Source organism: Flavipsychrobacter stenotrophus, assembly GCF_002954265.1.
GTDB classification, from domain to species: Bacteria; Bacteroidota; Bacteroidia; order Chitinophagales; family Chitinophagaceae; genus Flavipsychrobacter; species Flavipsychrobacter stenotrophus.
Map to the genome: position 1 here is coordinate 97,156 of NZ_PPSL01000005.1, position 12,548 is coordinate 109,703.

At 43.9% G+C, this 12,548-nt stretch carries 10 protein-coding genes; 8 read left to right on the forward strand and 2 right to left on the reverse strand.

Going from position 1 to position 12,548, the window contains the following annotated elements:
* Positions 1–280 precede the first annotated feature (280 nt).
* Genes CJD36_RS17095 through CJD36_RS17110 form a run of 4 tightly spaced genes read left to right on the forward strand, consistent with a single transcriptional unit; the run spans position 281 to position 8,366 of the window.
* The gene (locus tag CJD36_RS17095; protein WP_105040423.1) at positions 281–2,632 is read left to right on the forward strand and encodes a TonB-dependent receptor; all 2,352 of its coding nucleotides are present in this window, start codon (positions 281–283) and stop codon (positions 2,630–2,632) included.
* A gap of 17 nt (positions 2,633–2,649) precedes the next feature.
* On the forward strand, positions 2,650–5,736 hold the full coding sequence (locus CJD36_RS17100; protein WP_105040424.1) for a tetratricopeptide repeat protein: 3,087 nt from the start codon (positions 2,650–2,652) through the stop codon (positions 5,734–5,736).
* A 46-nt stretch (positions 5,737–5,782) separates the two neighbouring features.
* The gene (locus tag CJD36_RS17105; protein ID WP_105040425.1) at positions 5,783–7,429 is read left to right on the forward strand and encodes a TonB-dependent receptor; all 1,647 of its coding nucleotides are present in this window, start codon (positions 5,783–5,785) and stop codon (positions 7,427–7,429) included.
* 40 nt (positions 7,430–7,469) lie between these two features.
* On the forward strand, positions 7,470–8,366 hold the full coding sequence (locus CJD36_RS17110; protein ID WP_105040426.1) for a hypothetical protein: 897 nt from the start codon (positions 7,470–7,472) through the stop codon (positions 8,364–8,366).
* Positions 8,367–8,478: 112 nt separating this feature from the next.
* Here the strand turns inward: CJD36_RS17110 and CJD36_RS17115 are convergent, their stop codons facing one another.
* A complete protein-coding gene (locus CJD36_RS17115; protein ID WP_105040427.1) occupies positions 8,479–9,087 on the reverse strand; it encodes a GNAT family N-acetyltransferase in 609 nt (202 codons plus the stop codon).
* 36 nt (positions 9,088–9,123) lie between these two features.
* Between CJD36_RS17115 and CJD36_RS17120 the strand changes: the two genes are divergently transcribed.
* A complete protein-coding gene (locus CJD36_RS17120) occupies positions 9,124–9,747 on the forward strand; it encodes a hypothetical protein (protein WP_105040428.1) in 624 nt (207 codons plus the stop codon).
* Between the two features lie 68 nt (positions 9,748–9,815).
* On the opposite strand, the gene CJD36_RS17125 is transcribed toward CJD36_RS17120, so the two are convergent.
* A complete protein-coding gene (locus tag CJD36_RS17125) occupies positions 9,816–10,118 on the reverse strand; it encodes a nuclear transport factor 2 family protein (protein WP_205685634.1) in 303 nt (100 codons plus the stop codon).
* A gap of 190 nt (positions 10,119–10,308) precedes the next feature.
* On the opposite strand from CJD36_RS17125, the gene CJD36_RS17130 reads away from it, so the two are divergent.
* The 3 genes from CJD36_RS17130 to CJD36_RS17140 all read left to right on the forward strand — a co-directional run bounded on the left by CJD36_RS17130 (position 10,309) and on the right by CJD36_RS17140 (position 12,548).
* A complete protein-coding gene (locus CJD36_RS17130) occupies positions 10,309–11,127 on the forward strand; it encodes a methyltransferase domain-containing protein (protein WP_105040429.1) in 819 nt (272 codons plus the stop codon).
* Positions 11,128–11,176: 49 nt separating this feature from the next.
* Positions 11,177–11,884, forward strand: coding sequence for a hypothetical protein (locus CJD36_RS17135; RefSeq protein WP_105040430.1), 708 nt, complete (start codon positions 11,177–11,179; stop codon positions 11,882–11,884).
* A 112-nt stretch (positions 11,885–11,996) separates the two neighbouring features.
* On the forward strand, positions 11,997–12,548 hold the full coding sequence (locus CJD36_RS17140) for a carboxymuconolactone decarboxylase family protein (protein ID WP_105040431.1): 552 nt from the start codon (positions 11,997–11,999) through the stop codon (positions 12,546–12,548).

A 12,548-nucleotide genomic window follows, 5' to 3' on the forward strand; every position in this document is an offset into this window, starting at 1 on the left:
TGGTTTTATAACGGCGCATGTCGTGCCTGTAGCAACTGCTCAGAAACACAAGCAACAAAAGACATGAAATTATCCTGAATAGATTATTTCTCATAAGTATGCAAAGTTAATAAAACAGTTTATTTTTCAAAGCATACTGTTAAAGTCTCTATTATTAACTTTTTCTACACATTTCAAAGGCAATAGTCAGTATGAGTGCCCCCATTTTTAATTCTTTTAACCATTATCTTTGTCGCGCTTGTCAAAAAGTCAAAGCAGATCTTCTTAACATATATTCTTAATGAAACACAATTACCGTACGCATAAAAGAGTCAGCCTTATCGCTGTGATCCTATTCCTCTTTTCAGCAGCAGCTATAGCCCAGAACGGAACGATCAAGGGGTTTGTTTATGACAAGAAAACAGGTGAACCTTTAACTTATACCAACATCATAGTAATGCACTCTACCAATGGCGTGCAAACGGATAATAATGGTTATTTCTCTATATCACTGGCGCCGGGCACTTACTCATTGCTGACAACTACGCTGGGCTATGATTCCAGCATCATCAACGTTGTTGTGGGTAAAGATGATATCATCACCAAGAAAATCATGCTTTCTCAATTGCAGAAGGAACTGAAAACCGTGGAGATCAAAGGCGCCAAAAAAGATAAGGCGGTAAGGATCAATACAGGCGTAACCAAGATCACTCCGCAGGAGATGAAAAAACTACCAAGTGCGGGCGGAGAACCCGATCTGGCGCAGTACCTGCAGGTAATACCGGGTGTGGTATTTACCGGTGATCAGGGTGGACAACTTTATATTCGTGGTGGCTCGCCATCACAAACAGGTATTTATCTTGATGGGGTAACTATTTACAATCCATTCCACTCCATAGGCCTTTATTCAGTATTTGAGACAGAAGCCATACGTAGCGCAGATGTTTATACCGCAGGCTTCAACGCCCAATATGGCAATCGTACCTCAGCAATAGTTGACGTACACTATAAGGATGGCAATAAAAATAACCTTGCCGGCGTTGTATCTGTATCACCAATCATGGCACGTGTAATGCTGGAAGGACCGTTGTTAAAGTCAAAAAAAGAGGATAACGGAGCGGGCATCACCTTCCTATTGACAGCGAAGAGCAGCTACCTGGACCAGACATCTAAATCTATTTATGCCGGTCTTGGCGACGTATTCAAAAATGGCCTTCCTTACAGCTTTACCGACCTTTATGGTAAGGTTACTTTCAATGGTGACAATGGCAGTAAAATGAACCTGTTCGCTTTCAACTTTGATGACAAAGCCAGCCTGCTGAATGACGTTACCCACAAAAGTGATGGTGACTACCACTGGAAGGCATTGGGTGCGGGTACAACTTTCATAGTATCTCCGGGTAACACCGCAGCATTGATAGACGGTAAATTTGCATTCTCTAACTACAACATCAGCCTGGGACAGGTAGATGTGCCGACAGATACAATACCGAGCACCAGCCAGATCAGCGGATTTGAGTCTGCAATCAACTTTACTTACTTCCTGCCTAATTACAGCCAGATAAAGTATGGTGTAGAAGTAAGCGGTGTGCATACATCACTCAACTACTACAGTGCTGCCGGTATCAGCACCACGCTCGATCGCCAGAGCACCAACGCTTCCATCTACTTTATGTACAGGCAGATATTCAAGGGTAAATTCATCTTCGAACCAAGCTTCAGAGTTCAATACTATTCTGAGTTGAACAAACTATCTCCTCAGCCAAGATTAGGTGTTAAGTACAATATCTCTGACAATGTTCGTTTGAAAGGTGCAACAGGCCTTTATGCGCAGAACATCATCAGCACCAAGACCGACCGCGATATAGTGAATCTATTTACTGGCTTCCTTTTGAGCCCGGATGAGCAGATAAAGAATGCTGACGGACAAGATGTAAAATCAAACCTACAAACTGCTTTTCATGCAGTTACGGGTATAGAGGTAGACGTAGACCGCGTAGAATTTAACTTAGAGCCATGGGTAAAAGTGTTTGGCCAGATAGATGAAATGAACAGGGATAAGCAGAAAGCCGGTGATGCAAATTTTGTTGCCGCAAATGGCCGTGCTTATGGTGTTGACCTGTCTGCGAAATATAGCTACCAGAGGTTCTACATTTGGGGTGCAGTTGGTTACCAGAAGGTAACTTACACCAGCATTGGCCCTGATGGCGAGAAGCAGACCTACCCTACTCCATTTGATACCCGCATGAATGCCAATGGATTGGTATCATATTCTGCAGGTAAGAAAAAAGATTGGGAACTCTCTGCCCGTTTCAACATACACTCGCCATTCCCATTCACACAGACACAAGGCTTTTATGAGCAGGTGAACTTTGCAGGTGGTGGCTTGGCAAGCAACCCATTGAGCCAGAATGGTGGCCTGGGCGTGTTGTATGCTAATGAGATCAATGGCGGCCGCCTTTCATGGTACCACCGCTTAGACTTGTCTGTAAAGAAGCATTTCATATTTAAGAATAAGAGCGGACTGGATGCAACAATTGCTGTGACCAACGCATATGACAGAAGCAACATCTTCTATGTAAACCGTATTACCAACGGCAGAACATACCAGTTGCCACTGTTCCCTAGTGCCAATGTTACCTGGAATTTCTAATAACCAATGAGAACTGAATGATAATACGTAAGCGAAACCGGCCATATTTCTATTTGTTATTTGCCTTGCTAGGCCCGGCATTCAGCATTACGGCCCATGGCCAGGTATTATCACCGGATCAACCCAACAACAGGGCATTACTACTGGCAGAAGAGCAGTATAAGCAGGGACATTATACCCTGTCTAAACAGAGTGCAACTAATTACCTGGCAAACCGGGACGAGAAAGTATCGACTGAAAAAACAGCCGACGCCGACAGGGCTAATTTTATCATTGTTATCAGCAACCTGAAAACAAATGTTCCTTACTGCCTGTATAATGCCGACAGACTGATTGCCACTACACAAAACGTAGCCTATAAGCAGCGTACTATGTTTGCCCTGGCACAGTACTTTTTTCTGCATAACCAGCTAACGCAGGCCATTTACTTTTATGAAAATGCCGGGCTCGACAACCTGACCAACAGCGAGATCGCAGACCTTAAGTTTGAACTGGCTTACTGTTATTTCAACAATAAACAGTTTGACAAGTCTACCCTATTATTTGCCGCTATTAAGGAAATAAAGGATGGCAAATACTACATGGCAGGCAACTATTACTATGGCCTGCTGGCATACAATAACAATAAGTACGCTGAAGCATTACAGAGCTTTGAAAAAGTAAGAGACGACAAAGAATACCGCTCAATAGTACCGTACTATATTGCCGAGATCTATTACTTCATGGGCAATAAGGCCAAGGCAATAGAAGAAGGTAAAGCAATAATAAAGGCGCGTGACAAGAGCTATTACGATAACGAAGTGCATCTGCTGATAGCGCAGTGCATGTTTGAAGATAAGCAATACAGCGATGCTAAGCCTTACTTTGAATATTACTACGAGCACACCAACCAGATAAAGAAAGAAGACCTCTACAAAATTGCCTACTGCTACTACAGACTGAATGAGTGGCAGAATGCTGAGGATAAATTCAAGCTGCTGAGCAACGCCAATGATTCAATGGGCCAGTCGTCTATGTATCTGCTTGGCGACTGCTACATGAAGACCGGCGACAGGCAGAGCGCACGTAATGCATTCGGGATATGCGCCGACATGCCTTACAATCCCGGTCAGCAGGAAGCATCTATGATACTGTATGCCCGCATCAGCTATGAAGCGGGATATAATGATGAGGCGCTGCGTCAGCTTTATACCTTACTCAAGACCTTCCCATCGAGCCAGTATAAAGATGAAGCGAATACACTGCTATCCAGCCTGCTGATCAAGACCAATAATTTTGAAGAAGCGCTGAAATACCTGGACAAGGTAAACAACAAGGAAAAGAACTACTGGATGGTGTTCCAGAAGGCCACCTATTTGTTTGCAGTGCAGCAGTTCCGCAGTGGCGATATGGCAAAGGCCTACAGCTATTTCAATTCTTCTCTGCTCCACCCTATAGATCCGTTGTTTGAATGCGCGGCCTACTTCTGGAAAGGAGAATTGGCCTACCGCATGCACAAGTATGGTGATGCAATTAGTGCAAGCAAACAGTTTATAGACCGCAAGACAGACAAGGTAGACCTTACAAGGGTAAGTCCGCAGGCGACAATACAGCATGCTTACCTGAACATGGGTTTTGCCGCAATGGAAGGACAGAATTTCAGCGATGCGCAAACGTATTTTAATCATGCACAGCAGGCCAAAGGTGAAGATGATTATTCAGGTGTAATGGCCCGCCTGCGTGAGGCTGACGCCGTATTTATGCAGCAGAATTATGTGAAGGCAATAACCCTGTATGATAAGATAAGCACGACAGACACTGCGAATGCCGACTACGCCAAATACCAGAGGAGCATAATACTGGGATTGCAAGGCAAGAACAATGAGAAGATCAATGTGCTGCAAACGCTGACCAACCGCGCTACGCCATCTGTATATAATGTAACCGCATTGTACGAAATGGCTGTTACCTATATAGAACTGGACAAGTATCCGCAGGCGCTGAGTACACTGAAACGTATCACAGATTCATCGAACGATAAGAGTGCGGCACCTAAGGCTTGGCTGAAGGTGGGCTATATTTACCAGCAGACCAATGACAATAACAAAGCCATTGATGCTTACAAGCGTATTGTTACAGAATTCCCGGCATCGGAAGAGCGCATAGCGGCACTAAGTGCATTGAAGAGCCTGTATATACAGGGCAATCAACCGGCTGCGTTCTCACAATTGCTGAAAGACAATAACCTGCCATCGGCAGAAAGTGCATCAATAGATTCCACCTATTATGCTGCTGCGGAAACACAGTTTGCCGCCGGCAAGTGGGATAATGCCATGCGTGCATTTACTAATTACCTGCAGCAATATCCTAACGGTGTATTTGCCATTAAAGCACATTACTACAGGGGTGAAAGCAACTTCCAGCTACGCAATTTTAAGGAAGCACTGGATGATTTTGATTCTGTGTTAGTGCATCCATGGAATGACTTCTCTGAGAATAGTGCGCGCCACGCAGCTGCTATGGCCTATGACAAGAAAGACTACACCGCTGCCTACGGCTACTACCTGAAAATGCGTAATAATAGTGGCACTAACCAACAGCTGCTACAAACCGCATATAACGGACTTGTAAAGAGTGGCTACAATTCGGAAAAATATGGCGAAACCAGTGCCTTTGCAGATTCACTACTGACAATGAAAGGACTGCCGGCTGATATGATCAACGAGACATTGTTGTATAAAGCAAAAGCACTGCAGCATTTTGAAAAAACAGACTCGGCACTTTATACGTATCAACAACTGAGCCTGAACACCAGCGGCGATATTGCAGCTGAATCGCGCTTCCATATCTCTGAGATATACCTGGCGCAAGACAGCCTGAAAGATGCAGAAGAAGCCGCCAATGAGACCATTAAGATGTCGGCAGGCAACGACTACTGGATAGTAAAGTCCTACATACTGCTGGGAGATATATTCATTAAGCAGAAAGACTATTTCAATGCAAAGGCTACATTATCAAGTGTTGTAAAGCACACGAAGAATGCGGAACTGAAAGCTGAAGCAACGAAGAGACTGGCAGAAGTAAAAGTACTGGAGAAACAAAAAAGTAAACTGAAAGACGATTAGATAGTACATAGTCGACTTACTTAGAGAACAAAAACAACAACCAACCATGAGGGTAAGACCTTTTATAATACTAGCAGTATCTCTTGCCACGGCTCACAATGCCATGGGGCAACAGCATGCGGATACAGTACTGAAAGGCTCCACCATTGAGGTGATACAATCTTACAAACCACAGGTAAGAAAAGCACCTAAGCCTGAATGGGTGCCGCAGATACCACCTGCCGATACATCGAGACCTATACTGAATTATGATGTACCACAGCAAACACTTTATTATACTTACAAATCGGGCGCGTTAAGGCCACTAGCGTTAGGTAAGGATTCTTTAATGATACCCTATCCTAACTATATTAAAGCGGGTGGAGGTAATCTATCCACCCTTTACTTTGATGCCGGGATCGGCAGCCTGAAGGGCAAGAACTATGAAACAAGTATTCATCTGCACCACCTGTCGCAGAAGGGAAATATTGATAAGCAACAATCAGCAATAAGCGGACTGGAAGCAACAGGTGTGCTGCATGCAGGTTCTTACGAGTGGAAAGGACGACTGGATGTGGAAAGGAACCAATATTTTTTCTATGGTATGGATGAGCACCTGCCTGTATACCCTTCTACCGCAGACCTGAAGCAGACCTTTACTACCGTAAGAGTGGCTGCTGATATGGTGAATAAGGCACAGTTTGGCGAGCGTAAGATCATCTACTACCCCACTGTTGACGCATCCCTATACAATGGCCGTTTCAATGCATCTGAAACCCACTTTGGTTTTAGCGTACCATTATACTTCCGGTTAGACAGTGCTCTGACACTGGTTACCGTTGCATCGGCATCGCTCAATCACCTGAAGATGAGTGACAGTGCTACGGGTAATAATCTGGCTACAATAATGCCCGGCATACAGCTGGAAGGAAAAGTATCGGGCAGAGCTTTGATAGGATTTGCTTTGGGCAAGGGCGGAAAATTTAATGTACTGCCTGAAATCGTTGCCAACTATAAGATCCCTTCTACTGTACTTACCCTGAGTGGCGGATGGATGGCAGGTGTAAGACAAAACACTTACGAACAACTGACAACTGAAAATCCATACCTCTATACCACTTACCGTAAGCTATTTAGCGGTAATGGACTGAGGCAGAACAGAAGAGATGAGCTTTTCGCTTCATTAGCAGGCAGCCAGGGCAACCATTTCACCTACTTAGTTAAGGCAAGCTGGTTAAATTATACTAACCTGGCTACTTACCTGGATACCGGAGTTAACCCAAAGTTCTTTAACGTAATATATAATGATGTAAGCGCTATATCGCTACATGCGGCTGCCAGATATACGCAGGCTACCAAGTGGTCGGCTGGAGTATCGGCAGATTTTTATAAGTATTACCAGGGCACTCAAGCCTATGTGTGGCAGCAACCTACGCTGAATATAAGGGGAGATTTCTCTATTAACCCGATCAAAGATCTTACCGTTTCTGCCTATGTGGCGGTTTTAGGGGGCATGTATACCATCAATTACCTGGGAAAACCGGTAATGATGACTCCGGTAACAGACATAGGTGGCTATGCGGAATACAGGTTGGGCGGACGGCTAAATGTATTTTTACAGGCCAGCAACCTGCTAAACAGCAAATATGAGCGTTGGAATTACTACCAGTCATATGGCTTGAATGTATATGGTGGATTACGTTTAAAGTTTTAGGTTGAAATAATTAATTTCGGGTGTACTTTTACGGGCAGAAATGGAAATAGATAAATACATAGGGCAATTTATATTAAAGAATAACTTTTGCTACATACACGGGCTGGGCAACCTTGAATTAGTGAAGCGCCCTGCAGTGCATGATGGCAAGGCTTTGCAGGCACCTACCTATGAAGTAGTAGTAACAGCAGGTGGATCTATTGATGACAGCTTCGCTAACTTTATTGCTACCAATGAGCAGATAAGCATATCTAAAGCCGCCAATGGACTGCGCGAATACAGCATGCAGGCAAGGAAAGATATGGCTGCAGGCAAAGAAGTGCCTATTCCTGGTATAGGAAAGTTTACTGAAGAGAACGGACGCGTTAAGTTTACAACTGATGCTAACTTCAGGTTCACACCGGCGGGCATGCCCACCCTTAAGAACAGCAAGCAACTGGAAGACCAGAAAATAACTCCTGCGCACAAACCATCTTACCCACCACCTGCCAGCGCCAATTCGGTTAACTGGACAATGGTGATAATAGTGGCAGTACTATTAGTAATACTGGGTGCGGGTGGATATGGATTGTATTACTACAAGAACCAGCAGGCTGCAAGCCAGCCGGCACCGCATATGGCAGATACAATAGTGCAGGCACCAGCGCCGCCGATAGTAGACACTATGCGTAAAGACACTGTGGCAACGGCTCCTGTTGTAGACACTAATGCTATTAATGCTTACCGAATGGTGATAGGCGAATACCCTAATAAAGCCAAAGCTGAAGCCCGCTTGCGCAGGTTGAAGATAGATGGCAGCAAGGTAGAGATCATCACCAGCGACTCTGTAACCTTTAAGGTATTGGCAACAGTCAATTGCCGTGTGGTAGATACCCTGCACTATAAAGATTCACTCCAAAAGTTCTATGGCTATAAGAATGTGATGATAGTTAATTAAGAAACCTCACCCCGGCCCTGCTTCGACAAGCTCAGCATGACAAAAGGAGAGGGCGGTAATATAAATTATGAATAAAGGCTCCGCATGGAGCCTTTATTCGTTTAGTGCCACCCTATTTTTTGTCGGTGTAGTATCTTACCATCGGCCTGCTTTTAGAGGTACGGTCTACAATTTCAAATCCTACTCTTTCAAATGATTTGTACAGTCCGATCCAGGCAAAAGAATCGGGCAATGATTCCTGTGTAGGAATAGTGGGATAGGCTTCAATGATCTTAATATTTTGCGCCCGGGCATAGCTGATCAAACCTTTGAGTAGAGCGACAGACACACCCATGCGTCTGAAATTCTTGTCTATAAAGAAACAGGTAACAGACCATACAGCTTCGTCGTCAATGGGTTTGTGTACTCTGGATCGAGCCATCTTAGGGAAATCTTCGCGAGGCGCAAAGGCACACCATGCTATTGCCTGGCCGTCATAGAAACCCATAAGGCCGGTAGGGGCTTCATTCCACACCAGGTCTTTCATAGCCTGCTTGTTACCGCCATCTACCTTGCCTTCAGCAAACTCAGCCTTGTTGAGTCTGTAGTACATGCACCAACAATTACCACAGGCACCGCGCTCACCAAAAAGTTGGGTAAACTGTAGCCAGTTGGCCCGTGTTAGTGGCTCAAAGGTCATTTCGGTGAGGATGTCGTCGTTCTCTTCTATGATATGCTTCATCTATATTTGCTTTATCTTAGACCAATAATCAAAGCTATGAAACTGGAACAACAAGGAGACACTTACATTTTTACTCCCGAAGTAAGGAACAGATCGCGCGTAAAGGGAATGCTCCTGTTTCAGAGTGCCTACTTTATCGTTCCCGGCATTGTGGCTATAGGTGCGGCCTTTTTTATGCTGACCGTCAGTATCATCATCACACTTGTTTTTATTGCCGCAGGGGCAGTGCTAATTCTTGCAGGCACCCGGTATGCCAAAAAAGCTTCGTTTGCAGAAGAAATAACTATTGCTGTTGATACGTTGACCATTGCAGCCGGTGGCAAAGCATTGCAATATGAGTTAGGTTCCATTGAACAAATATTCTACACTGGCTATTCCGCAAAAACAGATCACCCTTTAAAAACCGGAGGTTTTGACTACATGGGTTTTGAAACCAGGGAACGGGAAATAGCCCGAATACATGATGAGGGCCACATAAAATTTTACTATGGCAGTAAAACGATCTGGTTTGGCAAAGAGCTGGCATCATGGGACGCACAAAAGATAAGCGATGCACTGAACAAAGTAACAGATGGTCGCCTGTACATACAAAACCTACCCGATGAGATACCTGAAGACGTGTATATGCACGGCGTAAAACCAGGCCAGCCAATGCCCTAGACCAGCTCCCTATTGGCTGCAATAATGTGCTACTACCTTCACTACGTTACCCTCTTCATTGAGTTCCATCAACTCGGCGGCAAACAGGTTGTTGACGCTCTTATAGTAAACGACAATAGAGTTAACCGATGAAAGTATCCGGTACAATTCGAAATGCAGCTCGGGTATGCATTTAACGCCCGCTCGAAATAGGCTCTGAGTAAGGGTTTGGAGTTAATAACGCCGGTTGGATCATTATTTATCTTGATGACGAACGGTGATGTGAAATGAATGTCATCGGCATAGTGGCTCATCACCTTGTCCAGGTCATGGCTGTTCCAGTCATTTACCCATTCGGTGCCAATATGCAGTGCAGTGTTTTCTGTGATCATAAAGAGTGGTTTTATTCTGCAAAGCTGATAAAGAAATACACAATAAAACAGATACACTTTTTGTATTTTTAGCCACAACAGTGGCTACATTTTGTATTTGGCATATAAGTACATAGGATTTACCTTTGCTGCTGCCAGGAATGATGGTGGATACTCCGCCATTCTAATTGATTATTTGAATTGAGTACATATGATGCAACCGGAACAGTTCTTTGAACTGATGCTTAAAGAATTGGAAGTGCACACCGAGATGCAGCCTTACTATAAATTCCTGGGTAAAAAATCTTCATGGCATTTCCGCAGGAATTACTTCCTCGAAAGATTGCGTTACATACAAAAGCAGGTAGCAGATAATAAAGACCTGCGCATATGGGACTGTGGCAGCGGATATGGTACTACCTGTCTGTTCCTGGCTATGAATGGCATCAAAACACATGGCACTACTCTTGAGTTTTACTACGATACTGTACAGAAAAGAAAAGAGTACTGGAGCCAATTCGGCGATTCATCTTTATTTACCTGCACTTACGAAAATCTATTCGATACACCACCCGCAGCCAATAGCTGCGACCTGATAATAGTGCAAGACACGCTACATCATCTGGAGCCTATAAATGATGCACTAAAGATATTTCAAAACTGCCTGAGCGCTAAAGGACGTGTGCTATCTATAGAAGAGAACGGTAGCAACATAATACAGCGCGCTAAGTTGTATAAATACAGGGGCAATAAGCGCATCATCACCATATGGGATGAGAAGCTTAAGAAAGACATTCTGATAGGTAACGAGAACATCCGCAGCCTGGAAAACTGGAGACACCTTTTTGAAGAAAACGGATTCAATATTCCTAATAGCAGCGTGCAGTATGTGCGTTATTATCTACCGGTACATTACCGCTTCTCAGATCCGCAATCATTGCTGGAGAAAGAGAGGAAGATACAGACGGAACAAGGCTTGAGAAGAGAGTATTTTTTCTTCGGACTAAACTTTATTGCAGAGAAACAATAATTAATCGACTATCTGAATAATCAATTTTTAACTATACACTAAACGATCTATGAGCAGAATATTTTCATTTATACTTAGCGTTCTTTTACTTGCTGCCGGCCATTCAATTGCGGCTACAGATACTGCCACTAAAAAGAAGGGAATGGTGCTGGTAATGCTTCACGCAGAGAAGAACAGACTTGAAGCAGCACGCAAAGTGAATAACACAGAATTATTTGCTACCATAGCGGCAGACGCAGAGCAAGTACGCATCCGCACGATTATGGATTTTACGGAGAATCTTGAATCGTACCCTGTATACTACATAATGGATAGCAACTACGAAAAGATCTACCACAAGCAGTTTGATGGCATTGTGTTGAATGCTGATGGCAGCATAGCAACTGATGTAAAAATTGATACCGCGAAACCCAATTATATTCTTGCCTACTATGGCACCGGCGATTTTCAGACCTACTTCAACTCTCCACTTACCGAAAGCGATAAAGAAAAGTATCAGCAGGAAGGTGGCCGTACGCATGGCATGGGACTAACTATATATAACAGTAAGTTTCACCAGCTGACACACTTTTATAAGATGGCCTATGCCAACCCAACAGTACTAACACTTGAAGAGGCGAAGAAGTTGCCGCACAACCGGACAAAAAGATATTTCTTTAAGTCTAAACAGCTTGAAATGGAGTACTATCCATTTGCTGACGAACTGGATAAAAGTTTCAAAAAGAAGACCAGAAGAGAAACTACCACGCCTTACTAAGACTATCACGGGAAAATTATCCATTACAATGCGGTGATCGTCCATTTTACAGCCTTTTATGTTGTTGCACCTTTGCACTGTCAATAACGACAAAACATAAAACAAAGAAAAAATGGCACGTTTAACAGCTATCAATCCTGAACAGGCTTCAGGCAAAACAAAGGAACTTTTTAATGCAGTGCAAAGTAAACTGGGTGTTGTTCCTAACATGATGAGGACAATGGGTAATGCACCGGCATTCCTTGAAGGCTACCTTAATCTTAGCGGTGCACTGGGCACCGGCAAGCTAGGTTTAAAAAACAGTAATCTTATAGCAATGGCAGTAGCAGAAAGTAACGCTTGTAACTACTGTCTGTCGGCCCATACTTACCTGGGCCTTAACCTTGCTAAGATAGATGAGGCAACACTTACAGACGCGCGTGACGGCATAGCTAAAGATGCAAAGACACAGGCAATACTGCAGTTTGCTAAGTTGGTAGTAGCCAAGCATGGTCAACTAAATGATGCAGATGTAGCTGCAGTAAAATTAGCAGGTGTGACCGATGGTGAAATTGCCGAGATCATAGGCCACGTTGCGCTGAATATCATGACCAACTATTTCAATAACACTGCCGGTACTGTCATCGACTTCCCGGTTGTTGCAGCTCATGTAGCAACAGTCTAA

Coding starts and splice junctions, on each gene's coding strand:
- CJD36_RS17140 (WP_105040431.1), top strand. CDS start 11,997: ATGGCACGTTTAACAGCTATCAATCCTGAACAGGCTTCAGGCAAAACA.
- CJD36_RS17105 (WP_105040425.1), top strand. CDS start 5,783: ATGAGGGTAAGACCTTTTATAATACTAGCAGTATCTCTTGCCACGGCT.
- CJD36_RS17115 (WP_105040427.1), bottom strand. CDS start 9,087: ATGAAGCATATCATAGAAGAGAACGACGACATCCTCACCGAAATGACC.
- CJD36_RS17125 (WP_205685634.1), bottom strand. CDS start 10,118: ATGATCACAGAAAACACTGCACTGCATATTGGCACCGAATGGGTAAAT.
- CJD36_RS17135 (WP_105040430.1), top strand. CDS start 11,177: ATGAGCAGAATATTTTCATTTATACTTAGCGTTCTTTTACTTGCTGCC.
- CJD36_RS17110 (WP_105040426.1), top strand. CDS start 7,470: ATGGAAATAGATAAATACATAGGGCAATTTATATTAAAGAATAACTTT.
- CJD36_RS17120 (WP_105040428.1), top strand. CDS start 9,124: ATGAAACTGGAACAACAAGGAGACACTTACATTTTTACTCCCGAAGTA.
- CJD36_RS17095 (WP_105040423.1), top strand. CDS start 281: ATGAAACACAATTACCGTACGCATAAAAGAGTCAGCCTTATCGCTGTG.
- CJD36_RS17130 (WP_105040429.1), top strand. CDS start 10,309: ATGATGCAACCGGAACAGTTCTTTGAACTGATGCTTAAAGAATTGGAA.
- CJD36_RS17100 (WP_105040424.1), top strand. CDS start 2,650: ATGATAATACGTAAGCGAAACCGGCCATATTTCTATTTGTTATTTGCC.